30 protein-coding genes and 1 pseudogene are annotated in these 25211 nt (G+C 68.3%); 14 read left to right on the forward strand and 17 right to left on the reverse strand.

Annotated elements, in window-relative coordinates; genetic code table 11:
• Positions 1–229 precede the first annotated feature (229 nt).
• Together OHA25_RS13335 and OHA25_RS13340 are read right to left on the reverse strand one after the other, a co-directional pair.
• Positions 230–1690, reverse strand: a complete 1461-nt coding sequence (locus tag OHA25_RS13335; RefSeq protein ID WP_327587864.1) for a hypothetical protein — start codon at positions 1688–1690, stop codon at positions 230–232.
• A 217-nt stretch (positions 1691–1907) separates the two neighbouring features.
• Entirely contained in the window at positions 1908–2693 is a 786-nt protein-coding gene (locus OHA25_RS13340; protein WP_327587865.1) for a TetR/AcrR family transcriptional regulator, read from the reverse strand.
• Between the two features lie 88 nt (positions 2694–2781).
• On the opposite strand from OHA25_RS13340, the gene OHA25_RS13345 reads away from it, so the two are divergent.
• Entirely contained in the window at positions 2782–4023 is a 1242-nt protein-coding gene (locus tag OHA25_RS13345; protein WP_327587866.1) for an FAD-dependent oxidoreductase, read from the forward strand.
• Between the two features lie 149 nt (positions 4024–4172).
• Here OHA25_RS13345 and OHA25_RS13350 read toward each other — a convergent pair whose 3' ends face one another.
• Positions 4173–4364, reverse strand: coding sequence for a hypothetical protein (locus OHA25_RS13350; RefSeq protein ID WP_327587867.1), 192 nt, complete (start codon positions 4362–4364; stop codon positions 4173–4175).
• Between the two features lie 240 nt (positions 4365–4604).
• On the opposite strand from OHA25_RS13350, the gene OHA25_RS13355 reads away from it, so the two are divergent.
• Positions 4605–4880 carry a hypothetical protein gene (locus OHA25_RS13355; RefSeq protein WP_327587868.1) on the forward strand — a complete coding sequence of 92 codons (276 nt, stop codon included), beginning with the start codon at positions 4605–4607 and terminating at the stop codon, positions 4878–4880.
• Here OHA25_RS13355 and OHA25_RS13360 read toward each other — a convergent pair.
• From OHA25_RS13360 to OHA25_RS13385, 6 genes are read right to left on the reverse strand one after another with little or no spacing between them, the layout of a single operon-like run.
• Complete coding sequence (locus OHA25_RS13360) at positions 4873–5973, reverse strand: ArsO family NAD(P)H-dependent flavin-containing monooxygenase (protein WP_327587869.1); 1101 nt, start codon at positions 5971–5973, stop codon at positions 4873–4875. The genes OHA25_RS13355 and OHA25_RS13360 overlap by 8 nt on opposite strands.
• Positions 5970–6347, reverse strand: a complete 378-nt coding sequence (locus OHA25_RS13365) for a metalloregulator ArsR/SmtB family transcription factor (protein ID WP_327587870.1) — start codon at positions 6345–6347, stop codon at positions 5970–5972. Before OHA25_RS13365 ends, OHA25_RS13360 begins: the two co-directional genes overlap by 4 nt.
• Positions 6348–6378: 31 nt before the next feature.
• The gene (locus tag OHA25_RS13370; RefSeq protein WP_327587871.1) at positions 6379–7671 is read right to left on the reverse strand and encodes an MFS transporter; all 1293 of its coding nucleotides are present in this window, start codon (positions 7669–7671) and stop codon (positions 6379–6381) included.
• Positions 7614–7883 carry a hypothetical protein gene (locus tag OHA25_RS13375; RefSeq protein WP_327587872.1) on the reverse strand — a complete coding sequence of 90 codons (270 nt, stop codon included), beginning with the start codon at positions 7881–7883 and terminating at the stop codon, positions 7614–7616. Before OHA25_RS13375 ends, OHA25_RS13370 begins: the two co-directional genes overlap by 58 nt.
• 14 nt (positions 7884–7897) lie before the next feature.
• Positions 7898–9301, reverse strand: coding sequence for an FAD-dependent oxidoreductase (locus OHA25_RS13380; RefSeq protein WP_327587873.1), 1404 nt, complete (start codon positions 9299–9301; stop codon positions 7898–7900).
• A gap of 27 nt (positions 9302–9328) precedes the next feature.
• Entirely contained in the window at positions 9329–9478 is a 150-nt protein-coding gene (locus tag OHA25_RS13385) for a hypothetical protein (RefSeq protein ID WP_327587874.1), read from the reverse strand.
• 311 nt (positions 9479–9789) lie between these two features.
• Here OHA25_RS13385 and OHA25_RS13390 point away from each other — a divergent pair, with 311 nt between their 5' ends.
• Entirely contained in the window at positions 9790–10125 is a 336-nt protein-coding gene (locus OHA25_RS13390; RefSeq protein ID WP_327587875.1) for a sigma factor-like helix-turn-helix DNA-binding protein, read from the forward strand.
• A 3-nt stretch (positions 10126–10128) separates the two neighbouring features.
• Here the strand turns inward: OHA25_RS13390 and OHA25_RS13395 are convergent, their stop codons facing one another.
• On the reverse strand, positions 10129–10467 hold the full coding sequence (locus OHA25_RS13395) for an ArsR/SmtB family transcription factor (protein WP_327587876.1): 339 nt from the start codon (positions 10465–10467) through the stop codon (positions 10129–10131).
• A 57-nt stretch (positions 10468–10524) separates the two neighbouring features.
• Here OHA25_RS13395 and OHA25_RS13400 point away from each other — a divergent pair, with 57 nt between their 5' ends.
• The gene (locus tag OHA25_RS13400; protein ID WP_327587877.1) at positions 10525–11607 is read left to right on the forward strand and encodes a flavin-containing monooxygenase; all 1083 of its coding nucleotides are present in this window, start codon (positions 10525–10527) and stop codon (positions 11605–11607) included.
• A 17-nt stretch (positions 11608–11624) separates the two neighbouring features.
• Positions 11625–11849, forward strand: coding sequence for a hypothetical protein (locus OHA25_RS13405; RefSeq protein ID WP_327587878.1), 225 nt, complete (start codon positions 11625–11627; stop codon positions 11847–11849).
• Between the two features lie 47 nt (positions 11850–11896).
• Here the strand turns inward: OHA25_RS13405 and OHA25_RS13410 are convergent, their stop codons facing one another.
• The 3 genes from OHA25_RS13410 to OHA25_RS13420 form a co-directional block, all read right to left on the reverse strand.
• Positions 11897–12331 (reverse strand): DUF3592 domain-containing protein, encoded by a 435-nt coding sequence (locus OHA25_RS13410; RefSeq protein WP_327587879.1) that lies wholly within the window; start codon positions 12329–12331, stop codon positions 11897–11899.
• A gap of 757 nt (positions 12332–13088) precedes the next feature.
• Positions 13089–13748, reverse strand: a complete 660-nt coding sequence (locus OHA25_RS13415; RefSeq protein WP_327587880.1) for a response regulator transcription factor — start codon at positions 13746–13748, stop codon at positions 13089–13091.
• Positions 13745–15037 (reverse strand): sensor histidine kinase, encoded by a 1293-nt coding sequence (locus tag OHA25_RS13420; RefSeq protein WP_327587881.1) that lies wholly within the window; start codon positions 15035–15037, stop codon positions 13745–13747. Before OHA25_RS13420 ends, OHA25_RS13415 begins: the two co-directional genes overlap by 4 nt.
• A gap of 146 nt (positions 15038–15183) precedes the next feature.
• Here OHA25_RS13420 and OHA25_RS13425 point away from each other — a divergent pair, with 146 nt between their 5' ends.
• The 5 genes from OHA25_RS13425 to OHA25_RS13445 all read left to right on the forward strand — a co-directional run bounded on the left by OHA25_RS13425 (position 15184) and on the right by OHA25_RS13445 (position 20378).
• The gene (locus OHA25_RS13425; protein WP_327587882.1) at positions 15184–16752 is read left to right on the forward strand and encodes an alpha/beta fold hydrolase; all 1569 of its coding nucleotides are present in this window, start codon (positions 15184–15186) and stop codon (positions 16750–16752) included.
• A 92-nt stretch (positions 16753–16844) separates the two neighbouring features.
• Entirely contained in the window at positions 16845–17453 is a 609-nt protein-coding gene (locus OHA25_RS13430) for a hypothetical protein (RefSeq protein ID WP_327587883.1), read from the forward strand.
• A 5-nt stretch (positions 17454–17458) separates the two neighbouring features.
• Positions 17459–18526, forward strand: a complete 1068-nt coding sequence (locus OHA25_RS13435; RefSeq protein WP_327587884.1) for a peptidoglycan-binding protein — start codon at positions 17459–17461, stop codon at positions 18524–18526.
• Positions 18523–19206 carry an ABC transporter ATP-binding protein gene (locus OHA25_RS13440; RefSeq protein ID WP_327587885.1) on the forward strand — a complete coding sequence of 228 codons (684 nt, stop codon included), beginning with the start codon at positions 18523–18525 and terminating at the stop codon, positions 19204–19206. The genes OHA25_RS13435 and OHA25_RS13440 overlap by 4 nt, the downstream gene beginning before the upstream one ends.
• A complete protein-coding gene (locus OHA25_RS13445) occupies positions 19203–20378 on the forward strand; it encodes an ABC transporter permease (RefSeq protein ID WP_327587886.1) in 1176 nt (391 codons plus the stop codon). The genes OHA25_RS13440 and OHA25_RS13445 overlap by 4 nt, the downstream gene beginning before the upstream one ends.
• A 77-nt stretch (positions 20379–20455) precedes the next feature.
• Here OHA25_RS13445 and OHA25_RS13450 read toward each other — a convergent pair whose 3' ends face one another.
• The 3 genes from OHA25_RS13450 to OHA25_RS13460 are packed head-to-tail and all read right to left on the reverse strand — an operon-like array spanning position 20456 to position 21194.
• On the reverse strand, positions 20456–20716 hold the full coding sequence (locus OHA25_RS13450) for a hypothetical protein (protein ID WP_327587887.1): 261 nt from the start codon (positions 20714–20716) through the stop codon (positions 20456–20458).
• Positions 20717–20724: 8 nt separating this feature from the next.
• Positions 20725–21015: a hypothetical protein gene (locus tag OHA25_RS13455; protein WP_327587888.1), complete on the reverse strand. Its 291-nt coding sequence runs from the start codon at positions 21013–21015 to the stop codon at positions 20725–20727.
• Positions 21012–21194, reverse strand: a complete 183-nt coding sequence (locus tag OHA25_RS13460) for a hypothetical protein (RefSeq protein WP_305919489.1) — start codon at positions 21192–21194, stop codon at positions 21012–21014. The genes OHA25_RS13455 and OHA25_RS13460 overlap by 4 nt, the downstream gene beginning before the upstream one ends.
• Positions 21195–21520: 326 nt before the next feature.
• Between OHA25_RS13460 and OHA25_RS13465 the strand changes: the two genes are divergently transcribed.
• The 4 genes from OHA25_RS13465 to OHA25_RS13480 all read left to right on the forward strand — a co-directional run bounded on the left by OHA25_RS13465 (position 21521) and on the right by OHA25_RS13480 (position 25030).
• Complete coding sequence (locus OHA25_RS13465) at positions 21521–21787, forward strand: GntR family transcriptional regulator (RefSeq protein ID WP_327587889.1); 267 nt, start codon at positions 21521–21523, stop codon at positions 21785–21787.
• Positions 21788–22365: 578 nt separating this feature from the next.
• On the forward strand, positions 22366–24168 hold the full coding sequence (locus tag OHA25_RS13470; RefSeq protein ID WP_327587890.1) for a hypothetical protein: 1803 nt from the start codon (positions 22366–22368) through the stop codon (positions 24166–24168).
• Positions 24165–24725 (forward strand): hypothetical protein, encoded by a 561-nt coding sequence (locus tag OHA25_RS13475; protein WP_327587891.1) that lies wholly within the window; start codon positions 24165–24167, stop codon positions 24723–24725. Before OHA25_RS13470 ends, OHA25_RS13475 begins: the two co-directional genes overlap by 4 nt.
• A 68-nt stretch (positions 24726–24793) precedes the next feature.
• A complete protein-coding gene (locus OHA25_RS13480; RefSeq protein ID WP_327587892.1) occupies positions 24794–25030 on the forward strand; it encodes a hypothetical protein in 237 nt (78 codons plus the stop codon).
• 18 nt (positions 25031–25048) lie between these two features.
• Here OHA25_RS13480 and OHA25_RS61285 read toward each other — a convergent pair.
• Positions 25049–25132 (reverse strand): annotated as a pseudogene (locus OHA25_RS61285) (hypothetical protein); the annotation flags it as partial.
• Positions 25133–25211 lie beyond the last annotated feature (79 nt).

The following is a 25211-nucleotide window of genomic DNA, read 5'->3' on the forward strand; positions in this document are numbered from 1 at the left end:
CGAGCCAGCTGTGCAGGAACGAGGCGAAAAGTGCGTCTCCCGCCCCCGCGGTGCTCACGACCCCGCGCGGAGCCACCGTCGCGACTCCGGTGGGCGGCATCCACATCGTCGAGTCCACCCGCATGACAGAGGGAACCGCGCTCCTGGTCGCCTTCGGCGGCGTCTCCCCGCACGCGATCGAACACAGCCGCGAATGCGGCCCCCGGCGTGTCCTTGCGATTTAAGGTGATCAAGCTGACTTCTTGAGTGCTGGGTGGCGTGGAGCTGGGGTGCTGGTACGGCCCTTGGGGCGTCCAGGACCGGCCGTGGAGGATTTCGGTGGGGTAGCGGGGGTGCCCAAGGTGATCAGCAGTCGGGGGAAATCCCTGCGGACTCGTCCCGGAGATAGTCTGCGGTGGTGACGCCGTTCCCAAGGGTAGCGTTGATCTTGGGCGTGGTGGCGGGCGAGCAGGAGCTGGGTGTAGGCGGCCAGCAGGGTCCAGGTCCAGCGCATCGCCTGTTCGGGATGGCGCAGCGCCATATGGGTCCAGCCGAGCACGCTCTTGAGGAATTTCAGGTAGTGCTCGATGTCGAACCTGCGGAGATATGATCTCCAGCATCGTTCCAGGTCAGGGATGCCTTGGCCGGACCAGAACAGCCACATCGGCTTAGGGGTGGCACGTCGACCGCCGGGCAGTCGTTCCACCTGGACGCAGATGACCGTGCCGGACAGGATCGGCGTTTCGGCCCGGTGGGCGAAGTGGTCCTTCTTGTCCAGCTTGGGGTGCAGGCCATCCCAGGCGGTGACGGTGACCTGGCCGTAAAGCTCATCGTGGAGGGTCAGTTGGTGGTCGGGCTTGCCATGAGTGTCGGGGCGGGCGCAGGAGAAGGGTTCGCCGTGGCGGCGGGGACGTCCGGCACGGCCGGCGTTGCCTGGCTCGCGCGGCGGTGGGTCGCGATACAGCAGCCGGTCGTTGCGGATGCGGACCAGCAACTCGATGTCGTCGTTGCCGCTGACCGTGTGCACCCCGCACAACCGGTGATGGGTGTCGGCGGGCAGGTCGGTGCAGTGGGCCGTGTGCTCGCCGTTCACATCGGCCTCACCATGCAGCTCGTAGGCCAGCACCGCCAGGTCGTAACCGGCATCGTGGACGAATAGCTTGCGCCCGGCGCGTCCGGCCGCGCGCAGGCGCCCGGCCAGGGCGCGGATCTGCCCGACCGCGGCCAGCGTCTGGGCCGGACCCCCGGTGGCAACCCGGACGGCGTCCATTGGCGCGACCCACGAATCGTGATCAAGGTTGAGCTGGGTGACATGCTGCCAGGCCCAGCCGGGCACCCCGCCATCCATCCCGCCCGGCCCGGACAGGTGATGCCACTCCCGTCCGGGGCTGGTCTCGGCATATGGGCGCGGATGGGTGCTGGCATCGATCGCGAACGTCAACGGCCAATCCCTCGGCCCCGCTGCCACCAGCAACTCCGGCACGCGATCATCATCGATGCGGCCCGCGGCCAGCCCGTCATACAAGCTGCCCCAGCTGCGGCGAAAGACCGGCTCCAGACTCAGATACGGCAGCGAAGTGATCATCGGCGCCGATAACACCGCGTCGGTGAGCTCGAACAACGCGTCCTTGCGGCTGGTCAAGCAGTCGTACCAGCCTGCCCGGAACTCCCGCAGCCTGTCGATCGCCTCGGAACTTCTCGTCGATGCCACTCCCGTACTCAGCGGCGTAACCGTCATACTGGACCCCACGGCCATCGTTTTGGATCTTTGTTTCTTCGCAGAACAGAAGATCGACGATGGCGTCCTCGTGTCACACCGGCGTGCCGCTCCGCCACCCAATCGTGATCAACCTCGAGAGAGCAACCTTAAACGCAAGGCTGTCAAACAGGTTGCGGCCGCGGCATGCGCCGAATCCGGGGGAGACGGTTCATTGCGTGACGGCGCGGAGGAAGGCGGCGGCGAACACGGCGGCGGATTCCTCGATCGGCGGCAGGTCCGGGCCGATAGATGCCTCCAGGACAGGGCGGAGCAGCATGTGCAGGACCAGCGGCCCGATCATCATCTGAATGAGCAGGGCGATGGGAAGATCGCGTAGTCGACCCTCCGCTATCTCGCGGGACAGCAGCGTGCCGACGCCCTGCAGCATGCGCGGTGTCGCTTGTTCGAGGATCTGCCGGGCCGGGCCGGCGGGGCGGGCGAGGACATCGGCGAACAGCGCCGGCATGACCCGTGGCTCCTGGCCGAACGTGGCGATCAACGCTCGGTAGATGCCGCGGATGGTCTCCTCGATGTGCTCGGGCGGGTCCGCGGCCAGCGCCTCCACGTCCAGCACGGGGCTATAGCGGTCGAAGACCGCGGCCAGCAGGCCGTCTCGGCCCTGGAACACCGTGTGCAGGGTGGGCAGGGAGCAGTCGGCCGCGGCGGCGACCGCGTCCAGGGTGAGCGCGCCGAGTCCACGTTCGCCGATCAGGCGGCCTGCGGCCTCGATGGCGCGCTCCCGCACCGGCAGTCGGCCGCCAGGGTCGATGCCCGCTGCGCGCACGGCCTCATCGAGGGTGGCGCGCGAACCGTTCAGTCGCCGCAGCAGGGTGCTACGGGAGACGCCCGCGGCTGCGGCGATAGCGGTCAGTGGCACCTCGGCGACGTCCTGGCCGCGTTGTCTGGCCGCCCGTACGGCCGCCTCTACCAGGTCTTGCAACATGTCCATCGTCATGAAACTTAAGGCTACTAGACATCTGGCACGGTCTCAAATATGGTCTCTGCAACGAGGTCACCCGATCTCCTGGAGAAAGGCCCGAATCATGACCGAAAAGACGACTGTGGTGATCAGTGGAGGCGGCCCTGCCGGCATGGTGCTCGGCCTGCTGCTGGCCCGAGGCGGTATCCAGGTGACAGTGCTGGAAAAGCACGGCGACTTCCTGCGCGACTTCCGCGGTGACACCGTGCACGCCTCCACCGTGCAGCTCATGGATGAGCTGGGTCTGGGCGAGAAGTTCCGGGCGCTGCCGCAGAGCCGGCTGGGAGACCTGGAAGCGCCACTGCCCGACGGCGGCCGGGTGCAGCTGAGCGAGTTCGCCGCGCTGCCCGCGCCCTACAACTACGTCGCGATGATCCCCCAGTGGGACCTGCTCGACTTCCTGGCTGGCGAAGCCGCCAAGGAACCGTCGTTCACGCTGCGGATGAACACCGCCGCCACCGGTTTGATCAAGGAGAATGGCAAGGTGGCCGGCGTGCGCTACCGCACCCGTGACGGCGAGGAAGGCGAGATCCGCGCCGAGCTCACCGTGGCCTGCGACGGCCGCCACTCCACCCTGCGCCAGGAGGCGGGCCTTTCCCCGAAGGAGTACCCCGTCCCCTTCGACACCTGGTGGTTCCGGCTGCCGCGACACGCCGACGAGCAGGACCAGATCGCCAGGCTCGTCGGCGAGTTCAAAGGCGACCAGATCGCGCTCAGCTTCACCCGGGAGGACTTCTACCAGATCGCCTACTTCACCAGAAAGGGCGCCGACCCCCGGCTGCGCGCCGAAGGCGTCGAGCGCTTCCGCCAGAAGATCGCCCAACTGCTGCCCCAGTACGCCGACCGCGTCGAGCACATCCGCAGCATGGATGACCTGCACCTGCTCGACGTCAAGCTCAATCGCCTCCCCCGCTGGCACATTGACGGCCTGCTCCTCATCGGCGACGCCGCGCACGCCATGTCACCCGCCGGCGGCATGGGCATCAACCTGGCCATCCAGGACGCCGTGGCCGCCGCCACCCTCCTGGCCGAGCCCCTCCAGAACGGCACCCTGACGACCGCTGACCTGGCCAAGGTGCAAAAGCGCCGCTGGCGGCCGACCGTCCTGGTCCAGCGCTTCCAACTGCTGCTGCACCGCGTCATGTTCGCCCCCGCCTTCGCCGGCAAGCGGGTCGGCCCGCCCAAGCCGCTCGTGTTCATCGCCCGCCGCTTCCCGGCCTTCCGCCGCATCCCCTCCAAACTGATCGCTTTCGGCCCTCGCCCCGAACACGCCCCCGCCTACGCCCGCCGAGCGAACGCGTTGTGATCGAGCCGCCTGCACGTCCGACACAGACCTAATGGACGCAGTGGTGAGAGGCACCGCATCCGAAAGTTCCCGCCCCGCCCAGCCGCCGGGCCTGCCGGGTGGGGCCGAGGTAGTCCCATGCCCCACGAATAGCGGCAAGGAGATTCGCATCAACAGCGGAAAACCTGTGACAGAACGTGCGGCAGCAGATGATCCTTCAGATCGACGGCGGCGCTCCTGTAACCGGCACGCGCCGCCTCGACGGAGGCGTTGACGTGGCGGATGACCATGCTGCCCAGCGCGATCGGATGTCGACGCAGCAATTCGTGAGCTCGGTAGTCAGCCGGGATTGCATCGAGCAACCTTAAAACGCAAGGTGTCAACGGCGCGCCAGGTTTGGCGTCGTCGAGAGACTCGCCGTTGAAGGCCTGGGTCCTGGGGCTCAGCGAGAATCGACGACGCCGTGAAGCGCCTGGAGGCCGGTGGACTGGCCGTTTGGACCGGGAGAAGCGGCCCTGCCGGGGTGTCGGCGGTGCACCAATCGGCGAACGGGTTACCGTTGCGCGTCGGCTTGTGCGCGGGCGCGTTCGGTCCCCGTTTCGATGCTGTATTTCCTGGCCACGACGCCGCTGACGCTGGTGCAGGTGGGCGCGGCACTGACGACGGCCGGGCTGCTGGCGCTCCCGGCGGGCCCTCTGGTCGGAGGACTGGTCGACCGGTACGGCGCCAAGCCGGTACTGCAGGTGGCAAACCTGGCCCAGGCGCTCGGCTTCGCCGGATATCTCGTCGTGGGCGCCGACCACCCCGACACGCTGGCCAGCCACGCCGAACTCGCCCAGGCTCGGGCCGCCGTCGGCGGCCAGAGGTCGGTCAGATGATGTCCAGCAGCACGGACAAGCGTTCCCGAGTGGTTCGCAGCTGCTCGATGATCGTGACGATCGCCTCTCGTGCCGTGCGGCTGGCGCCGATGAGGGTGGCCGAGGCGGGGCCGGTCCAGTCGCCGTAGCCGAGCAGGTGCAGACGTGGCTCGCCTACGGCTCGGGTGCCTTCGGTCGCGATGAGCCCGTCATGGCCGCGCAGCCGCAGCGGCGCCAGATGGCCCAGGCCAGGGCGAAAGCCGGTGCACCAGATGATGGCGTCGGCATCCAGCGTGGTGCCGTCGCTCCAGGCGACCCCTGTGGGTGTGAGGCGGGCGAACATCGGTTCGGCCTTGAGCGCTCCCCGGTCGCGAGCCTCACGTACGGGTGGGACGGCGACGATGTCGCCCCGGTCACCGATGCCGGGTTCGGCTTCACCGGTCTTGGTTGCTCTGTGACGGCGGGTGGCCAGGTCGAACAAGGCGCGGCCGTCAACCTCGTCAGGCAGCAGGCGGGGCGGGCGCCGGGTGGTCCAGGTGGTGTGCGCGACGGTGGAAAGATCGGCGAGGATCTGGGCGGCGGAGTTGCCGCCGCCCACCACGACCACTCGCTGACCACGGAAGGTCTCCGGGCCTCGGTAGCCGGCGGTGTGGAACTGTCGGCCGCGGAAGTCGCCGATGCCCGGATAGTAGGGGATATAGGGCCGCCACCAGATTCCCGTCGCGCTGATGACGACCTTTGCCTGCCAGACGTCCCTGTCGGTCTCCACGACGAGATGCCCGTCGCCGCGCCGTACGGCATGCGCCGTCGTGGGACGGATGATCGGGAGCTGATAGCGCTGCTCGTAGTCGGTCAGGTAGGAGACGGTGTCCTCGGCGCTCGGGTAGCCGCCGCCGGGAGGCGAGGGCATCATACGGCCGGGCAGCGAGCTGTACTGGGCGGGCGAGAACAGCCGCAGCGAGGGCCAGGCGTACCGCCATGCTCCGCCCGGCTCGCCCTGGGCGTCGAGGATGACGAAGTCCGCCTTGGCGCGGCGCAGGTAGTAGCCGGCGGCTAAGCCCGCCTGGCCACCGCCGATGACCAGGACATCGACCGCGCGGGGTGCGTCGGTCATACGGGGGTGAGCTCCAGCTCACCGGGCCTGCTGGGCGCGGGCTCGGTGAGCGGCGCGAACAGGGCGCCCAGCTTGTTCACCGCTTCGGGGATGATCCGGTAGTAGACCCAGGTGCCGCGCCGCTCGCCGTCGATCAAGCCCGCTGTACGCAGGACCTTGAGGTGGTGCGAGATGGTGGGTGCCGTCAGGTCGAAGGCGTCGGTGAGGTCGCACACGCAGGCCTCGCCTCCGGCGTGGGAGCCGATCATCGACAGCAGGCGCAGCCGTACCGGATCGGCGACGGCCTTGAGCATGACCGCCGCCTCGGCGGCGTCGGTCTCCGACAGCGGCTCTCGCGCGATCGGCGCGCAGCACTGGATCGTGACGGCGGTCATCCGGCACCCCTTACTTCGAAATCTATCGAAATTATACGCGATGGTAGGCGACCAAGGCGAACGCGGCGATCACGCAGGCGGCGGCGACCGCGCCCATCACCCAGACGTAGCCCACCGCTTGGGCGAGCGCGACCGCTCCCAGCGGAGCGAGGGCCTTGTCAGCGACGGAGAAGGCGGCGATGCGGCCGGACAACGAGGCGTAAGCGGCGGTGCCGTACCGGCCGACCAGCAGGTGCGGCAGGGTGATGGAGGCGATGCCGAAGCCCAGCCCGAATCCCAGGACGCAGCCGATGGCGCCCGGCACCGTGTGCCCGACCAGCGGCAGTAGCAGGGCGGAGGCGCCCTGCAGGGCGAAGATCGCAGCGGCGATGAGTGCGGCGGGCAGGCGGCGTTGCAGGCCGGTGGTGAGCAGGCGTCCGGTCACCGACAGCACCCCCAGGAGTCCGGCCAGCGTCGCGGCCAGAACGGGTGAGTGCCCGAGGTGGATGAGGTAGGTGATGAGCAGCACCGCCATTACCGCCGCCGCGCCGCCGTTGGCGGTGAAGGCGAGCACCAGCAGCCAGAACGGCTGCCGACGGGTGGCGGCCTTGACGATGCCGGCCCGCTCTTCCGCGGTGGCGGGCTGGTGCTTGGCGTGGGTGTGGCGGCGCAGGACGAGTGCGTGCAGGGGAATCGCGGCCAGGCCGTAGATCAGCGCCAGGACGACCAGGGCCTGGCGCCAGCCGTACCACTCCACCAGCAGCCCGGTGAGCGGCAGGAAGATCGAGGAGGCGAAGCCGGCCACGACAGTGAGCGCGAGCAGGGCGCCTGCCCGGCCGCCTTCCCGGGCAGGGCCGTCGAACCAGCTGACGATGACGGCGAAGGCCGACTCATACAGCACCATGGCGCAGGCGATGCCCATCGCGGCGAACACCGCGTACAGCTGCCACAGGCTCTCCACTCGTGACCAGGCCAGCACGGCTGTCGTGCCGAGAATCGATCCGGCGGTCATGAGGCCACGGCCGCCGCGGGCATCCAGCCGGCGGCCGACCAGTGGCGCGCACAGCGCGGCGATCAGGATCGACAGGGTGAGCGCCGCGGCGATCTGGGCGTTGGTGGCGTGCAGGTCGCGGGCCATCGGCGCGAGGAAGACGGAGAAGGCGTAGTAGAGCACGCCGTACCCGATGGTCTGGGTGACGGCCAGCGCGGCGACGATCCGCCGGCCGTGGCCGGAACGCGGCCGACCGCCGCCCCTGGTTCCTGGGGCGGCGGTCTCGGTGCTGGAGCTCACTCCGGCCCGCTGGAGCACGAGATCAGGCGGCGGCCGTCCGCGGTCGTCGTCCACTCGTCTCCCGTTTCGGCGATGAAGCCCTGGACCTCCAGCCGCCAGGCCAGGGTGCCGGCCATGCGGGCGATGGCCGGCGCGAAGCCCGGGTTGGTGCTGGATCGCCGGGCGCTGACCAAATGGCGGCCCAGCTCTCGCGTGTGCAACCGGCCGTGGTCACAGATGAGGCGCAAGGCCTCCTTCTGGGCGGCGGTGGGGTATCCGTCTGACATGTCGATCCCTGCTTTCAGCCGCAGCAGCCGCCGCCGTCGTTGGAGGCGCCGACGGTGGCCAGAGGCAACGGAGTGGCCAGCAGGCCACCACTGATACCGGTGGCCAGGCCGACACGCTGCTCCTGCGCTTCGGCGAGGTTGGAGGAGCACACGCCGGTCTCCGGCAGGTCGAGCTGCACGTCGCGGGCCGCCTCCCAGTCGCCGACGATGGCCGCGACGACCGAGCGGACCTGTTCGTAGCCGGTGGCCATCAGGAACGTCGGGGCGCGGCCGTAGCTCTTGACGCCGACGGCGTAGTAGCCCGGTTCGGGGTGGGCCAGCTCATCGACGCCGTGCGCGGGCACGGTGCCACAGGAGTGCTGGTTGGGGTCGATCAGCGGGGCCAGCTGCCGGGTGGAGCCGAGGATCGGGTCCAGGTCCAGACGCAGCTCGGAGGCGATCGAGTGGTCCGGTCGGTAGCCCGTCGCCGCCACGATGCGGTCCACCGTGACCGACTGCTCGACACCGGACGGGTCACGGCTGACCACGCTCACCTGGTCGCCGCGCCGGGTGACGGAGTGGGCGAAGAAGCCGGTCAGCAGCTGAATGCGGCCCGAATCCACGTGCGCGCGCAGGCGAGTGCCGAGCGCGCCACGGGCAGGCAGCGCATCGGCCGCGCCGCCGCCATAAGTACGGCTGGCGCTGCCCGCACGGATCGCCCAGGTGATCTGAGTGTCGTCGAGCTGTGCGAGGGCGAGCAGGGTGGTGGCGGCCGAGTGACCGGCGCCCACGACCAGCGTGTGCCTGCCCTCGTAGGTTTCACGGTCAGCGCCGAGCACGTCGGGCAGGGCATGGTCGACCAGCTCGCCCGCCTCCGCCTCGCCGTAGGCGGGCAGGCCGCCGGCACCCAAGACGTTCGGCGTGAAGTAGGTGCCGGAGGCGTCGATGATCGCGCGGGCCTGCAACTCCTCGCCGCCGTCGAGACGGATCAGGAACGGGACGTCTTCGCGGCCGTTGGTCCGGACCCGGTCATAGCCGAGGCGGCTGATCGCCGTCACCTTGGCGCTGAGCCGTACCTTGTCCCCGAACAGCTTGGCCAGCGGAGCGAGATAGTCGGAGATCAGCTCGGCGCCGGTGGGCAGCCACTCAGGATCCGGCTCGCTCCAGCCGTCGGCCTCCAACAGGCGCTTGGCGGCGGCATCGATGTTGAACCTCCACGGGCTGAACACCCGGACGTGCCCCCACTGCGCGACCGAGGCGGCAACCTGCTCGCCGGCCTCCAAGACCAGGAATTCCAGGCCGCGCTCGGCCAGGTGCGCGGCGGCGGCCAGACCGACCGGGCCCGCGCCGATGACCACGACCGGCAACGCGCTGGGCGCGGCGCGTGCCACGATCTCCTCGATCTCGACGGCGGTGGTGCCGCAGCATCCGTCACTCATGATTGCCTCTCGTGAATTCGTCGGGTCTCAGCGGAAGAGCAGGGAATTGGTGCGGGCGCGGTCCACCAAGGCGCTCGCGTGGCAGCCGGCGTCACAGACCTCACCGCGGGCCTCGTCGAAGGTGACGTCCGCGGCGACATCGGCGGTGGAGCGGAACCGGCGGAGCAGAGCGCGCATCACGCACCTCCTGTTTAGAAGCTTGTCGAAGTAGTTGATAGATTGCCCCATTGATTCGAGGTATGTCAAATTAGATGAGCACCTAACTTGTGAGGTGCATCCATGCCGGCCCGGCCGCGTCTACCCGAATGAATCGTCCGAACCGACATGGAGGCACCCGATGACCAGCCCGTGCTGCACGCCCACCGCACAGGAAACCTGCTGCGCCCCCGAAGCCAAGGCCGCGTGCTGCGGCACCACCGAAAGCGCCGCGCCCGCCGAAGCACCCAGCCGCTGCGGCTGCCAGTAACCACCCGACAGGAATCTCACCCATGACCCAGGCCGACCCCGCCGCCCTCTGGCAGCAAATGCGCGAGCGCCTCGTCGCCTTCGTGGCCCACCGCATCGACCAGCCCGCCGACGCCGAGGACATCGTTCAGGAGGTCTTGCCGGAGCCGTATCGCGAGGCGATCGTCCTCACCGAGTACGAGGGCCTGACCCAGGCCGAGGCCGCTCAGCGGGCCCGCATCTCCGTGCCCGGCATGAAGTCGCGGGTGCAACGCGCGCGCAGGCAACTGGGCGATCTCCTGACCGCGTGCTGCCAGGTCGAGCTCGACGCGCGCAAGGCGGTCCGCTCCGTCGAGAACCGCGGACCCTGCCCCTGCTGAACCTCAGCCACAGCCGCCGCTCGGCCCGCAGTCAGCCGGCGGGCAGCACGCCTGCAGGCTGGCCTGCAGATCGCTCAGCGCCCTGCCGATCCTGGTGGGGTCGGCGCGGTAGTAGACCGTCTTCCACTCCCGCCGCGAGGTCAGCACGCCACCGGCGCGCAGGGTCGCCAGATGGGTGGAGGCGGCCGACTGCGCCAGCGACATGCGCTCGGCCACCTCGTTGACGGTCAGCTCGATCCCACCGGAGAACAGCATGAGGATCTGCTGGCGGGTATCGCTGGCCATGGCTTTGAGGAAGCCGCGCGCCGCGTCGGTCAACTCGATGTCGCTCGCCATCTCCATAGGATGATCCTACTCCATCATATTGTCATTTATAGATTTGACGATACGATGCGCCGCATGGACACCATCGTCATCGGCGGCGGCCAGTCAGGCCTGGCCGCCGCCCGAGCTGTGCTGGACGCCGGCCTGACTCCTGTGCTGCTGGAAGCAACCGATCAGGCCACCGGCTCGTGGCCGCGCTACTACGACAGCCTCACCCTGTTCTCCCCGGCCCGCTACAGCTGTCTGCCCGGTATGGCCTTTCCGGGTGATCCGGACCGCTATCCGCACCGCGACGAGGTCGTGGCCTACCTGGCCCGCTACGCCCGCGACCTCGGCCGCCTGGGCGTGGAAATCCGTACCGGCGCCCGCGTGGTCGCCGTGGAGGCCCATGGGCAGGCCGGTGGGGAGGGCTTCACGGTACGGCTCGCTGACGGCACCACGCTGAGTGCCCCGAGTGCGATCGCCGCTACCGGCTCGTTTGCCAACCCCATCCTGCCCCGGTTGCAAGGTCTGGCGGACTTCACTGGGCAGGTCCTGCACTCCGCCGCCTACACCAGCCCCGAGCCGTACGCGGGCAAGAGGATCATCGTGGTCGGTGCCGGTAACTCCGCCGTGCAGATCGCCTACGAGCTGGCCGAGGTCGCCACGGTGACGTTGGCCAGCCGGGAGCCGGTCCGCTTCCTCGACCAGCGCCCGCTGGGCAAGGATGTGCACTTCTGGTTCAACGTCACCGGCTTCGACCGGCTGCCCGCCCGGCTGGTCAGCACCCCGCCCGCCGGCCCGGTCCTGGACGAGGGCATCTACCGGCAGGCGCTGCGGGACGGCCGCTTCGATCGGCGCCCGATGTTCAGCCGTTTCGACGGCGGCGCGGTGGTGTGGGCCGACGGCAGCCGCGAACCCGTCGATGTGGTGCTGCTGGCCACGGGATACCGGCCGCACCTGGACTACCTGGACGGGCTCGGCGCCCTGGATGACAGCGGCTATCCGCGCCATGACCGGGGGTTGTCCACCACCCATCCGGGACTGGGCTTCCTCGGGTTGGAATGGCAGCGCACCCCCGCCTCCAACAGCCTGCGCGGGGTGGGCCGCGACGCCCGCTACCTGGTCGGCAAACTGAAGAGCCGCCTGGGCGCGCGCCGCCTTCGGGCGGGCGTGTAGCGGTGGACGGTTCACCCGTGGTGACGCTTGGCCTGGTCGTGCTGCTGGTGGCGACGATGCTCACCATCGGCACCGCGCTCACCGCAGAGGGATTCACTGCCTACCACGCCCGCGGCGATCTGGCCCTCGGAGTGAGCTTGCAGGGCGCGCTCGCCGTCCTCGGCCTGCTCGCCGTGCCCACCTGGAGCCTGGCCGCCGGTCAGCCATCTGGGGCGGCTGGCCGGCGCCGATCCCGGGAGTAGCGATCTTGCTGCCTCGCGGCTTCTGAGGGCTGGCCGGGGACGGGGGGTTAGGCCGACCCGATCGCATCGGACAGCCAGACGAAGCCCACGAACAACGCGAACAGTGCCATGGTCGGCACCACCCAGGCCAGCCACTTCGGCGGGTCGAACAGATACGACTCCATGGGGTCGGCTGGATTGTAGTGAACGTGCGGCTGATCGGGCAGCCGGTCGACGAACGCTTGGATCGAGTTCTGCGGACCGTAGGACAAGCCGATCCGTCCGATCTTGTCGTTGGTGTGCTCGACACCGTCGACCGTGTAGGAATATGCCACCAGAGCCCGGAAACGTCTGCCTTCTCCGGTAATCGATTTATGGATGATGCGTCCGGTTATGGTCGGCCAGTCGCGCGTACGCCGATGTGAGGCGGACATGCGGCGAACCTGCCAGAACGCGGTGCCGCTGATCGCGAATGCCAGCAGAGCTAACAGAAGGCTCCCCATCGCTGTGACCCCGTTCCCTTCCTCGACGTACGCCCAAGGAATGATCCTGCTCCTTCACGAAGGGCGAGGGACCGCGATGGGCCCTAGGGCTTAGTGTCCCGGGTATAGCGCGGAGGCCGTCAACGACCTGTGGCTCCTCGTCTGGCGGTAGGAAGCGCGCCCGCTAGATGGACATCTCGCTGGCTGGCCGTGCGCCGCGCTCCCGTGTGCCGACGGTCCTCCGGGCGTCCGTCGGAAGGGAAGCAATGGCCTGGTCACGCGCTCGATCCCGTCTATCCTTGCCAGGGGTTAGAGGTGCGGTGCCCGGGCGCGGGCCAGCCGTCGAGGCTGAAGGGAGGATGGACGCATGCCGGAGCCGACCGATCCGATCAACCACGGATAGAGCGCCACCTCCGCCGGCTCGCCCCCTGACTCCTGCCCCGCCAGGCCCCGCGCCCGTGCTGCTGGCATCATCAGGGTGAACTGGCGCCAGGCCGCAGAGGCGGCCATTCGTCTCATCCGCGAGGCCCAAGCCTCTGGCCTGCAGGGCGACGACATTCGCGACTACGCGGAGGGCCGTCTTGACGACGAGGGTCTCGGCCGCCCGAAGAGCAGGCCATTGTCGCGCTGGCTGTCACCGAAGGGCATCCAGCCCACTGACAGGGTCTGGTCCGACCGCGGCTGGCGTTACCAGGAGGAGCAACACGGTGTGGCGGCCCAGCTCGATCAGGAGGGCGCGGCAGACCGTCGTGCCCCGGTGGGAACTGCTCGACACTGCCTAGGTGGCTCCGGTGCGTACCAGGCCGCTCTCGTAGGCGAAGACCACGGCCTGGACACGGTCACGCAAGCCGAGTTTGGCCAGCACGCGGCTGACGTGGGTTTTGACGGTGCCCTCGGACAGGAAGAGGCACTCGGCGATCTCGGTGTTGGACAGGCCGCGGGCGATGAGGCTCAGCACCTCGCGTTCGCGTTCTGTCAGGACGTCGAGCCCGGCGGCAGGTACGGCCTGGGCGGCGCCGATGCCGACGTATCGTTCGAGGAGTCGGCGGGTCACGCTGGGCGCAACGACCGCATCGCCGCGTGCGACCACGCGGATGGCCGAGAGCAGGTCGGGCGCGAGGGTGTCCTTGAGGAGGAATCCGCTGGCGCCGGCGTGGAGGGCGGCGTAGACGTACTCGTCGAGGTCGAAGGTCGTCAGGATCAGCACCCGAACCTGGCCGGTGCCGGTGCAGATGCGGCGGGTCGCCTCGACGCCGTCGACCTCAGGCATCCGGACGTCCATGAGCACGATGTCGGGCTGGAGTTCGAGGGCCATCTCCGCGGCCTGCGCACCGTCGCCTGCCTCGCCGACGACCTGCATGTCGTGGGCGTTGTCGAGGATCATGCGGAAGCCGGTACGGACGAGGGCCTGGTCGTCGACGAGCAGTACGTGGATCACGTGGTGTGCCCCTGAATCGGGAGCGCTGCCCGTACGGCGAACCCACCTCTGGGCCCTGGGCCTGCGGCGAACGTGCCACCGAGCAGTTTGACGCGCTCGCGCATACCTCGCAGCCCGTTACCTGAGCCGACGTTACCGGTGCCCGTGTCCCCGGTCCGGCCGCGGCCGTTGTCGCTGATCTCGATGCCGATCTCCGCCTCGTGGTAGGTGAGGACGACGCTGGCCGCGACGCCCGTTCCAGCGTGTTTCATGGTGTTGGTCAAGGCTTCCTGCACGATGCGGTAGGCCGACAGATCCATGGTCGCGGGCAGGGTCACGGGTGAGCCCTCGACGCGCAGCCGTACCGGCGTGCCTGCTTTGTTCACCTGCACGAGTAGGGCGGGCAGATGCGCGAGGCCGGGCTGTGGATGCCAGGCGTCGTCCACCTCGCCGACCGCGGCGAGCACGCGTCGCATGTCGGCGAGGGAGTCGCGGCCGGTGGTGACGATCGTTTCCAGCGCGGTCCGGGTGCCGGCCGGGTTGTTGTCGAGTGCGGCGGCGCCGCCTTGGGCCTGGATCACCATGAGGGACAGGCCGTGAGCCACGACGTCGTGCAGTTCCCGGCTGATTCGAGCGCGCTCAGCGGCCACCGCGAGCGCGGCCTGCTGGTCGCGCTCGCGTTCGAGGTCCTGGGCGTGCGCGTGGAGCTCGTCGAGATAGGCGCGGCGGCTGCGGGCGCCGGAGCCGATGGCCCAGGAGGTGAGCAAGACCGAGCCAAATACGGACAGGCCACTCCAGGCATCGGCCGAGGCCTGGCGATGGACCCTCATGACCTCCTTCGGGCCGGATGGGGTGCCCGGGCCGGGGCCCGTGGAGAGCACATCGGATGGGCCAGGTATCGGGCGCTCGCCGTACAGGCTCCATCCGGCGGCCAGAAGTAACAGGCAGGTCAGGGCCGCGAGCGAGACGACCCGCGCATAGCGGGTGGCCACGGTGTAGAGCAGGACCAGCACGCTCAAGTCGATGATCATGAGGGGTGCGGCCTGCGCCACGTGCACCGCGGCGGAGAGCACGCAGACGGCGAGCATTGGCAGCGGCCAGCGCCTGCGGAGCGCGACGCCGGCGGCGGCGAGCGCCGTCGCCGCCCACCACAGGGCGAGCTGCTCGTCCTGTCCCGCGACGGGGGTGCCCGCCGTATTGCCCACGACCGCATTCGGGGCGTTGACCAGCACGCAGATCGCGAGCAGCACCGCGGCCGACGCCGCGTCCTGCAGCATCGGCGAGCGTGACCACGCGCGAAGAGCCGTCATAATCCTGTGAGCTTATGGCCAGGACCGATGCGCCCGCGTCTGCCGCAAGTCTGATCCGGCGGCGCCCGGATACATCTGGCGACAGATGCCCGCGTGTGGCTGAGGGTGGACGCGTGTGCACGACCGCTGCCAGCAAGGTTGGCCGCATGACTCAACGTGGATTTCTGACCGGCCGCGCGGTTGTCGCCGTAGCCGCGAGTGCCGTCACCTTGACCGGGCTGATCGCGGGCTCGCCCGTCGCGGCGGCTGCGAGCGGGCAAGCCCTGGCCTCGGTCACGTGGCGGTCGTGTCCCGCCTACTCCGACGACGTGATCCGTACCCTCGCCGTCACGGACGAGCAACGGCGGAAATTCCGTGCGCTGCTTGGCCGGATGGAGTGCGGAACCGTCAGCGTTCCGCTGGACTACCGCAAACCACGCGGACGGCAGATCACCATCGCGATCACCCGGGTCAGGGCCGTCGACCGCAAGCACCGGCTGGGCAGCCTGGCGCTCAACCCGGGCGGGCCAGGCGCCGCCGGATACCTGTTCCCGCTCCAGATCGCCTCGATGAGCCAGGCGAACGCCAAACTCAACGACCGCTACGACCTGATCGGCTTCGATCCCCGCGGGGTCGGCTACAGCACCAAGGTCGACTGCCCGTCCCCCCAGGGCAAAGGCGGGCCGCCCGAGCCGGGACCGCTGACCAAGGAGACGGCCAAGCTCATCCACGACAGCGGAGTCGCGGCGAACAAGGCGTGCGGTGATTCGAATCCCGCCTTCCTCGGTCAGCTCACCACCCTGAACTCGGCCCGCGACCTGGATCGGGTGCGGATCGCGCTGGGCGAGCGCAAGCTCAGCTTCCTGGGCATCTCCTGGGGCACCTGGCTGGGCGCGGTCTACCGCAGCACGTTCCCGGGCAGCGTCGGACGCATGTTCCTGGACAGCGTGGCGCCGGTGAACTTCCGGCTCGACGACTTCGAGGACGGCCACGCCGCGGGCACCGAGCGCCACTTCGAGCGGATGGCGGCCTGGATCGCCGAGCGCAACGACACCTACGGCCTCGGCACCACTGCGAAGCGGGTGCGGACCGCGGTACTGGCGCTCGGCCGCGCCTACGACGAGACCCCGAGGCATTACAGCGACTGGGAGATGGTCGCCGACGGTGCCACGGTCGCCATGCTGGCCATCCAGAGCACACCGGACTGGCCGCAGGTCGCCCAGGCATTCAAGGAAATGCGGGACGAGAGCGACACCGCGCCGCCTGCCCTGAAGAAACTCCTCGGGCAGGGTGCTCTGCAGCGCCCTGCTGCCGGCGCCCCGGAGCGGTTCAACGCGACCGCCGGCCAGGCGGTCTTCTGCAACGAGGACCCCAGCCGGCTCGGCTTCTCCGACGCCTGGACCACCTACCAGCGACGACTCGCGCGCAACCCGGTCACAGGGCGTGCCGGCAGCTTCTCCGCCCAGTGCGCGGGCTGGCCGCTGCCGGTGCAGAAGATCAAGGTGCAGCGCGGCGGCGGGTCACTGGTGCTGGCCGGACACCGCTACGAAGCGGTCTCGCTGTATGAGTGGACCAAGCAGATGCACGCCGCCATCGGCGGCACCGTCTTCACCGTCGCCGACGACGTGCACGGGTCCGTCCTGCGCGTGCCGGACTGCGCCACCGAGCTCGTGTCGTACTTCACCACGGGCCGCATCGACCGCGGCTGCGACGGCACTGCCGTACCCGGGAAATAGCCGACGCGGTCCCGCCCGGTCGCCGGGTCGGCCACCACACGTGCCGCCTTGGCGACCGGGCCACCTCCAACCTGCACACGATGGAGATCGACATGGAGAATGACATGGACAGCCCCCTCGGCCGGAGCGTGGCCAGGCGGAAGCGCTCACACAGGAGCACCGCGCGGGCCGTCGCTCTGGCTCTCGCACTGGCCGCCGTCGCGCTGGCTGGCGCGGCCTGCGGGAACAGCCAGGAACCCGGCAGGACTGTGGCGTCCATGGCGCCGCAGGCCGGTTCGGCGTCCGCCGCCGCCCCGCAGGGCGGTTCCAAGGCCGATCCGGTGGCCTTCGCCCAGTGCGTGCGAGAGAACGGCGTGCCGAACTTCAAGGACCCGGAGCCGGGCAAGGGCATGGGAGAGGGGATCGACCTCAACTCCCCGGCGTTCAAGAAGGCCGCCGAGGCCTGCGCGGAGTTCATGCCCGCCCCGCCCCCGCAGACCGACCCCAACGCGACGTGGTCCACGGCGGACAAGCTCAAGTACGCCGCGTGCATGCGTGACAACGGCGTGCCGTCGTTCCCCGACCCTGACGCGGGTGGCGGTTTCAAACTCAACGACGACCCGAACACGCCGCAGTTCAAGAAGGCCGAGGAAGCCTGCAAGCAATACCAGCCGCAGAGCATCCGGAACATGACCCCCGACAAGACCGGCGGCGGCAGTTGAGTGCGATGCGCTGGGTGGCCGCGCTGGTGGCGGCCGGCGCGCTGGTGGCCGTTGGTGTCAGGTTCCTGGGCGCCGACCCGTTCGCCGCTCCCGCTGCGAGCACCACCGCCCAGAGCGCAGCCAGGACCGGCGTGGCACAGGTGACCAAGGGCACGCTGTCGGCCCGTACCCTGCAGAACGGCACGCTCGGCTACGCGGGCAACTACCAGATCGTCAACAAGGCCGGTGGCACGGTGACCAAGCTGCCCGCCGTGGGCCAGGTCGTTACCGCGGGCAAAGTGCTCTACCGGGTGGACGGCAAGCCCGTGATGCTGCTCTACGGTGCGGTTCCCATCTACCGATCGCTGTCGTGGGGCACCGACGGCGTGGACGTCCGGCAGCTGAACGCCGCGCTAGTGGCGCTCGGCTACGCCACCAAGGATGAGCTCGACCCTGAATCCGACTACTTCGGCGGGGTCACCTACAACGCGCTTCGGGAACTGCAGGACAAGGTCGGGCTGGAAGAGTCGGGGAACCTTTCGCTCGGCCAGGCGGTGTTCGTGCCGGCCAAGACGATTCGGGTGCTGAAGGTGAATGCGGTCAGCGGCGCGCTGACGGCGGCCGGGACCGTGGTGCTGCAGGCCTCGTCGACGGCCCGGCAGGTCACCGTTGAGTTGAATGCCGGCCAACAGAGCCAGGTGGCCGTCGGCGACAAGGTGATCATCACGCTGCCCGACGGCAAGACCGTGCCGGGCGTGGTCTCCGAGGTCGGCAAGGTCGCCACCACCTCCGACAACGGGACCACCATCGAGGTGAAGATCCGGCCGACCAGGCCGAAGCAGACCGGCAGCCTGGACAAGGCGCCGGTACAGGTCTCGATTGTCACCGGCACCGCCGAGGACGTGCTGTCCGTGCCGGTGAATTCGCTGCTCGCGCTGGCCGGTGGCGGCTACGCGGTCGAGGTCGTGGGCACCGGTGGCGAGCATCGGCTGGTGGGTGTGACGACGGGGCTGTTCGACGACAGCGAGGGCAGGGTCGAGGTCACCGGCGACGGCCTGGCCGAAGGGCAGAGCATCGTGGTGCCGGCGTCATGACGAATGTTCTGGAACTGGACAGGGTGGCCAAGTTCTACCCTGGCGCGACACCGGTCGTGGCGCTGCAAGAGGCCAGCTTCACCGTCGAGGCCGGCGAACTGGTCGCCATCGTGGGGCCGTCCGGGTCGGGCAAATCGACGCTGCTGCAAGTCATGGGTACCCTGGATCGGCCCACCTCGGGCACGGTCCACATCGTCGGCGACGACGTCGCGAGCATGTCCGACCGCGCCCTGGCCAAGCTGCGGGCGATGCGGATCGGATTCGTCTTCCAGCAGTTCTTCCTGGCCCAGCACGCCACTGCTTTGGAGAACGTGGCCGACGGCATGCTGTATACGGGCGTTAAACATCGCGCCAGACTGCAGGCAGCGTCCGAGGCGTTGGAGCGGGTCGGGCTGGGGCATCGCCTGGACCACCGCCCCCCGCAGTTGTCGGGCGGTGAGCGGCAGCGGGTCGCGATCGCCCGGGCGCTGGTCGGCAACCCGGCGATCGTGCTGGCCGACGAGCCCACCGGCAACCTCGACAGCGTCTCCGGAGCCGCGATCTTCACACTGCTGAAGGAGCTCAACGACGAAGGCGCCACCATCATCATGATCACGCACGACCGGGAGTTGGCCGCGAGGCTGCCCCGCCGCATCGAGGTGCTGGACGGGCATATCGTCGCCGATAGGCGGGAGTCATGATGTATCTGGCCGACCTGGCGCGGGTGGCCAGTCTGGGACTGCGGACCCGGCGGATGCGAGCGGCCCTGTCGGCGCTCGGCATTGCCATCGGCGTCGCCGCGATGGTGGCCGTGCTGGGCTTGTCGGCCTCCTCCCAGGCCGGGTTGCTGGCCGAGATCGACAAGCTGGGCACCAACCTGCTCACCGTCACCCCCGGCCAGACCATGGGCGGCGACCATGCGAAGCTGCCCAACGACGCGCCGGGAATGATCTCCAGGATCGGCCCGGTCGAGCAGATCGAACACACCGGCAAAACCAAGGCCAACGCCTTCCGCAACCCCTACATCCCCACCTTCAACACCAACTCGCTGACCGTCAACGCGACCAGCCTGGATCTGCCCGGCGCGGTGCGCACCAGCCTGGCTCAAGGCGCCTACCTCAACGCCGCCACCGCCCGGCAACCGGTCGCCGTCCTCGGCGCCGACGCCGCCCGGCGTCTCGGCATCGCGAAGATCCACCAGGGGATACGCATCTGGGTCGGCGGGCAGTGGTTCTACATCGCCGGAATCCTCAACCCGGCGAAGCTGACACCGGAGATCGACTCCGCGGTACTGGTCGGCTATCCGGCCGCCGAAAAATACCTGCACTTCGACGGCCATCCGACCACGCTCTACGTGCGAGCGACCACCGAACAAGTGACCGACGTGCATAAGGTGCTGGCCGCCACCACCAACCCGCGCAACCCCGGCGAGGTCACCGTCAGCCAGCCCTCCTCCGCCCTGGTCGCCCGCGCGGCCGCCCAATCCGCGCTCAACGGCCTGTTCCTGGGCCTAGGCGCGGTGGCACTGCTCGTCGGCGGCATCGGCGTCGCCAACACCATGGTCATCTCGGTCCTGGAACGCCGCTCCGAGATCGGCCTACGCCGCTCCCTCGGAGCGACCAGAGCAGACATCCGCCTGCAGTTCCTGTCGGAGGCGATCCTGCTGGCCGCGCTCGGCGGCCTCGCCGGCGTGGCCCTCGGCGCCCTGGCCACCACCATCTACACCCACCTCAACAACTGGGCCACCGTGGTACCCCCGCTGGCCTGGGCCGGCGGGTTGGGCGCGGCCGTCGCCATCGGCGCCATCGCCGGGCTGCTCCCCGCCATCCGCGCCGCCCGCATGCAACCCACCGAGGCACTGCGAACCGTCTGACATGCCCGGTACGACGGGCAAACCCGTCGCGCCGGGCTTCAGCATGCCGGGGTGAAGGTGCGTTTCAGCACTCGACCTCATCCATCAGCGCTGTCTGCGTCTAGGGCAGCATGGCGCAGGTCGTTCCAGTGATATCCGCAGTTCTCAGGGGGAAGGCCCTCGAACGTGTGAAGAGGATCGATTTTCAGGTCGCACAATCGCTGCTCTTGCGAAAGTGCGTGGTAGGCCAGGGCCTTGTTCATGGCGCTGGTCACGTCAGGCGCCTCCACGACCCAGGTGTAGGGCGCCTCGCCGTCGAATCGCTCGGTGCCGGCGATGGTGACGGTGAAGGTCGTCATTTCCCTTCTCATCGCGCCTCGCCCTGGAGGATCTGATCGAAGGTGTGCCTGGCGGTCGCGATCAGCGTCCAGGCGGTTTCACGGACGGTGCCCTTCTCCCGGTTTGTACGGCGGACGTAGCCCTGGCCGGCGGCGGTGCACAGTTCGTACGTCGTTACCTTGCATTCGCATGTGTGCGAGATCACGCGGATGCGCTGTGCTCGGTTGGCCGGTTCGTACCAGGGGAGGATGACGTGGCCCGGCTTGGGCGGCTCGACGTGCGGGCCGTGGAAGTCGGGGATCTCGTCTCGCCAGGTCACCAGGTCCTCCCTTCGAAGACCTCGACGAGGTTCTTGAGAGCGATATCGACGCGAGCCATGACGAGCTCGTGGACATGATCGCCCTCGGATGGCACCCGGTAGCCGTGTCTCTCCAGGACGGCCTGGACCTCCGCGGTCAGCAGCGGCGTGAATCGTACGTCTGTGATTGAGTTGCCCATGGGTCGGACCTCCCGTGTCCGATCTGTAAGGGCCCGTCTCAGCGCTTGTCCCGCTGGGCGGGCCCGTAGTTCTCATTCAGGACGGTTGCTGCTCAGCTGGCTCTCGCTTTCGATGCCTTGCCTGGCGCTCAAGCTCATCCCTTCGCCAAGGCAGCACGGCACAGCTCGTTGTCCAGTCCTTAGGGAACGTGGTCAAGGCTGTGCGGCCGCTGCTGGGCGTTGCCTGCATAGTCCGAGACTACGACGACCTACCCAGTCATGCCTAGGGGATCCCCTAGGTACCTCGAGGAAGGAACGGGAGCCTTTGGGTTCCTATCGTTACCTATATGGACTTCAGGCCCGATGAGCTCCGCTGGCAGGCTGTGGCAAACGAGATCCGGCGCAGAATCGCCGAAGGGGTGTACCAACCTGGCATGCCTGTCCCCGGCGAGCCTCGGTTGGCGGACGAGCTGGGTGTATCCAAGGGAACCGCCCGCAAGGCGCTAAACGCCCTGCTCGCCGACGGTACGCTCTATTCGGTCCTGGGTAAGGGCACCTTCGTTAGCCGGCCTAACAATTCCGACACGCCTGAAGATCAAACGCGTCGCGACTGACTTTGACGTTGTTAAGGCAGGCCGCGGCATTAGCGCGGGAGATCAGATCTAACCGAAACGATCAGCTCCGGTCGATTGGTGCTGGCCAACGGTTTACAGTCCCGCCACCAACGTTCTGACGTGCGCATACGCAAACAGGGCGCTCTACCTGGAAACATCGGGAACGACCAAGCGCTGAGACCTATCACTCCTGGGAGCGAACCCGGGGAGCGTGTTTCCCGTACATCCTGGCGACGGCAGATCGCCTAAGCCAGGAATGACCATGCTATTGCGTTATGAGCCCCCGTCGAGGCGTACAGGGATCGGAGATAATGCGGCTATTCGCGTGCCGTTCCGTGCTGGAGACCCGTTATGAGTCACCCAGTACCCGACCCCTCCCCTCCCCGCCGCCGCTGGCCAAGACCGACCAGCCCACCGGGGGCTTCGCCGAGCCAACCCCCACCCCGTTACCCACGCCGGACCGCCTCCCTGACCAACCCACACCGCCACCAGCCAAGACCGTTGATCCGGACCCAGCAAGACCGTCGCTGACCCCCAACCCTCCGAACTGGAACTACTCCGGCATCACGCCCTCGGAAATGGACCGCTTCGAGCGCGCCCTCGGGAGGGTCGAAACCACGCTCGGCGCCAACGAGCCACGCATCCGCCAGGCCCTGAGCCAGCTCCAGCTCGACACCTCCGCCCTGACGGCTCTTCGCGAGATGGGCAACTGGATCAGCTCCAAACGCCCGGAACTGCGCCAGCGCAACGCGACCATCCAGTCGCTGACTACCAAGTGGGGTGCCGATACCGCCGACATGGTCCCCTTCGACGAGGCCCTCTACAACCGGGCCTCCAGTAACCCCGACGTCTACGCCGCCGCAGCCCGGCTGGCCGAAACCGCGAAAACCGGCGAGATCGACGACAAGACCCTTGCCGAGTTGGAGAAACGCATCGGAGATCCGGCCTTCGCCACGATGCTCATGCACGCACTGGGCGCTACCACGTACCGGAAGGTCATGGCCAAGACGGTGCATGGTGACAAGGCGCACCAGCGTCTGCAGGTGGCGCTCAGCAAGGCCCTCGGCACCGCCAGCCCTCGGTTGGACGCCAACTGGCGTAAGGAGTTCACCTCCGGCCTCACAGGGCGGGATCACCAGGCGCTTGCGAAGGCGATCAGACATGGCTCGTTCGACTCGGCCTTTCTCCTGCAGGTGGCCAGGGCCATCGATGCCCACGACGGCAAACTCCCGGCTCAAGGCGGGACGGCCTTCCGCGATCCTCACCAGGACCCGATCGTGGACATGATGACGGCACTGGCCCGCAATCCCGCGGCCGCTCAGGACTTCTTCGCCAAAGATCCCACTGCGCTCAAACGCTTCTTGATCGAACGCCGGACGGCGAACGGCAAGGAGGCGGTGGGCAATGCCGTGGAGGCAGCCACCACAGTCTTCAGGGACCACGACGGCACAGAACAGAATCCGTCCCGCGGTTTCCTGTCCGCCCAACTGGCCTCGGAGTTCGTCAAGTTGCAGGCCGAACGAGCCCTCAAGGGCGCCGAATCCGCCGTCCCGGCCAGCACGACGGCGCTCATCCTCGCCGCCTACATCCCTGACGTCGACCACGCTGCGGCGCGGTCGGGACTCAGCTCGGCCGACGTCCGCAGTACCAGCGGCGCACACTTGCCACCGAACGAGCCCTGGGGTGCGCAGTTCCGCACCGAGGACGTACGCGAGGTCATGAAGGAGGCGTTCGACGAGGATCCCAAGACCGTCTCGACGCTGATGGCAGCACAAACCGTGTGGTCAAGAAGACTGCTCGACCACAATGCCGCAAGCGGTGACCGCGACCACTTCATCGCCGCCGCGAAGGAGACGGGAGCGGGGTTCGGCATGATCACCGATGCGACCGGGCTCGCCAGTATCGCCCAGGGCGAGAAATTGGATGAGGCCCAAGAGCGCAAGGCGAAGGCACTTATGGCGGTGGTCAACACCGGGCTGGCGATTCCGCAACAGGGTGGCTGGCCCATCACGGCCGGCGTCGTGGGCGCCTGGACCGGTTTGATCGAGGACGGTGCCAAGACTGAGATCAACAAGAACAAGGCCACGTACGAAGCCAACATGGCGAAGGCCAGGTCGGAGTTTCTGGCGACTCAGCTCGTGGCCCAGGCCATGTTCGACCACGGGCTCTTCGGCCAGGCCGATCGCCGCTCCTTGAGCTTCCTTAAACCTGACGGGTCCCTGATGACGCTGGGTGAGATGACACCCGAGAACGCTGTCCAGCATCCACACTTCGACGCCTACGAGGATTGGGCGGAGGACGACCACAAGGGCACGATATGGAGGAGAACGAAAAAGGAGCTGCACGATACCTACGAGGGCGCCTTCAGCGAGCACAAATGATGAAAATTACCATCGCTCTCGGCATGGCTCTGGTTCTGGTCGGTTGCACAAGCCCTCAGAAGCCTCCCGTTGACAGGACACCGCTGCCGACGGTCGCCGCGCCGCCCTACATCTGCGACCACATTCCCCTTCGCGCTGTGGAGCTGATGACGGGTGTGCGTAACCCGTCCGCTCTCGGAGACTTCGACCTGAGCTTCGGCGATGGGGTAGGCGTGGGGGGATGCCACATCTACCAGCCGACGGGGGAGAAGAAGAAACTGCTCGACATCGACCTGACACCCAAGGGAGGAGAGGACTGGGTCAAGGACCAGATCGCAGCCGGTGACAAGCCGCTGCCCGAGATCGTCCCTGGCGGAATCGGGTTCTACACGCAAGGTGGAAGGACCGAAAAGACGCAGGCCGGTGCGGTGCTGGTAAGAGGAAAGGCCCAGCTGTTCATCGGGATCTCAAAGGGTGTCGAAGGGCGGAACAACGCGGCCGATGTGATCGCGTTGATGAAGCTGATCGCACCCAAGCTGATCACTGACGCCACCGCTCCCGGCAAGAAGAAGGACTGACAATGGCGGCGATGGTGTCCAATCCGCTACACGAGGCCCTGCGAAACACTCTGCGCATAGTCGGCCCGATGGTTGAGGAGATCGACAGCGGTATCGAGACGCCCTTCCGGCAGTTCCAGAGCGGAACCGTATGGACGGGGCCGACGGCGAAACTGTTCGGAGACCAGTTTGCCCAGTTCCGGTCTCAGGCGCGGGCGTCGGGGGAGAGGATCGTCGGCGAGTTGCGGACGGCGCTGGGTCGCACGCCGGTCGAGGTGACCGAGGAAGAGGCGGTAGCGATCAAGAGGAGATACGGGCTGCCCTGAGGGGGCTGGGAGCGCCGCGCCGGTGGGCGGCGTGTCGGTCAGCGATACGGACGTGGCTGCGCCCGGGCCCTTGTTGACGGTCTTGACTATGTACGTGAGCACATTGCCGGGGGAGCGCCCTCCCTACCGGCCCTCGACCTGGCCATGAACGCCTCGGCCTTCTCAACCGTCTCCTCGGCGG

The sequence above is a fragment of the Nonomuraea sp. NBC_00507 genome, from assembly GCF_036013525.1.
GTDB lineage: Bacteria > Actinomycetota > Actinomycetes > Streptosporangiales > Streptosporangiaceae > Nonomuraea.

Bases quoted from the DNA above. Each gene is read 5' to 3' on its own strand.
- OHA25_RS13480 (WP_327587892.1), top strand. From the start codon at position 24,794: ATGGTTGAGGAGATCGACAGCGGTATCGAGACGCCCTTCCGGCAGTTC.
- OHA25_RS13385 (WP_327587874.1), bottom strand. From the start codon at position 9,478: ATGCGCGCTCTGCTCCGCCGGTTCCGCTCCACCGCCGATGTCGCCGCG.
- OHA25_RS13470 (WP_327587890.1), top strand. From the start codon at position 22,366: ATGGACCGCTTCGAGCGCGCCCTCGGGAGGGTCGAAACCACGCTCGGC.
- OHA25_RS13450 (WP_327587887.1), bottom strand. From the start codon at position 20,716: ATGACGACCTTCACCGTCACCATCGCCGGCACCGAGCGATTCGACGGC.
- OHA25_RS13390 (WP_327587875.1), top strand. From the start codon at position 9,790: ATGACCCAGGCCGACCCCGCCGCCCTCTGGCAGCAAATGCGCGAGCGC.
- OHA25_RS13380 (WP_327587873.1), bottom strand. From the start codon at position 9,301: ATGAGTGACGGATGCTGCGGCACCACCGCCGTCGAGATCGAGGAGATC.
- OHA25_RS13365 (WP_327587870.1), bottom strand. From the start codon at position 6,347: ATGACCGCCGTCACGATCCAGTGCTGCGCGCCGATCGCGCGAGAGCCG.
- OHA25_RS13475 (WP_327587891.1), top strand. From the start codon at position 24,165: ATGATGAAAATTACCATCGCTCTCGGCATGGCTCTGGTTCTGGTCGGT.
- OHA25_RS13435 (WP_327587884.1), top strand. From the start codon at position 17,459: ATGCGCTGGGTGGCCGCGCTGGTGGCGGCCGGCGCGCTGGTGGCCGTT.
- OHA25_RS13395 (WP_327587876.1), bottom strand. From the start codon at position 10,467: ATGGAGATGGCGAGCGACATCGAGTTGACCGACGCGGCGCGCGGCTTC.
- OHA25_RS13425 (WP_327587882.1), top strand. From the start codon at position 15,184: ATGACTCAACGTGGATTTCTGACCGGCCGCGCGGTTGTCGCCGTAGCC.
- OHA25_RS13445 (WP_327587886.1), top strand. From the start codon at position 19,203: ATGATGTATCTGGCCGACCTGGCGCGGGTGGCCAGTCTGGGACTGCGG.
- OHA25_RS13360 (WP_327587869.1), bottom strand. From the start codon at position 5,973: ATGACCGACGCACCCCGCGCGGTCGATGTCCTGGTCATCGGCGGTGGC.
- OHA25_RS13430 (WP_327587883.1), top strand. From the start codon at position 16,845: ATGGAGAATGACATGGACAGCCCCCTCGGCCGGAGCGTGGCCAGGCGG.
- OHA25_RS13465 (WP_327587889.1), top strand. From the start codon at position 21,521: ATGGACTTCAGGCCCGATGAGCTCCGCTGGCAGGCTGTGGCAAACGAG.
- OHA25_RS13345 (WP_327587866.1), top strand. From the start codon at position 2,782: ATGACCGAAAAGACGACTGTGGTGATCAGTGGAGGCGGCCCTGCCGGC.
- OHA25_RS13440 (WP_327587885.1), top strand. From the start codon at position 18,523: ATGACGAATGTTCTGGAACTGGACAGGGTGGCCAAGTTCTACCCTGGC.
- OHA25_RS13460 (WP_305919489.1), bottom strand. From the start codon at position 21,194: ATGGGCAACTCAATCACAGACGTACGATTCACGCCGCTGCTGACCGCG.
- OHA25_RS13400 (WP_327587877.1), top strand. From the start codon at position 10,525: ATGGACACCATCGTCATCGGCGGCGGCCAGTCAGGCCTGGCCGCCGCC.
- OHA25_RS13340 (WP_327587865.1), bottom strand. From the start codon at position 2,693: ATGACGATGGACATGTTGCAAGACCTGGTAGAGGCGGCCGTACGGGCG.
- OHA25_RS13355 (WP_327587868.1), top strand. From the start codon at position 4,605: ATGCTGTATTTCCTGGCCACGACGCCGCTGACGCTGGTGCAGGTGGGC.
- OHA25_RS13410 (WP_327587879.1), bottom strand. From the start codon at position 12,331: ATGGGGAGCCTTCTGTTAGCTCTGCTGGCATTCGCGATCAGCGGCACC.
- OHA25_RS13375 (WP_327587872.1), bottom strand. From the start codon at position 7,883: ATGTCAGACGGATACCCCACCGCCGCCCAGAAGGAGGCCTTGCGCCTC.
- OHA25_RS13420 (WP_327587881.1), bottom strand. From the start codon at position 15,037: ATGACGGCTCTTCGCGCGTGGTCACGCTCGCCGATGCTGCAGGACGCG.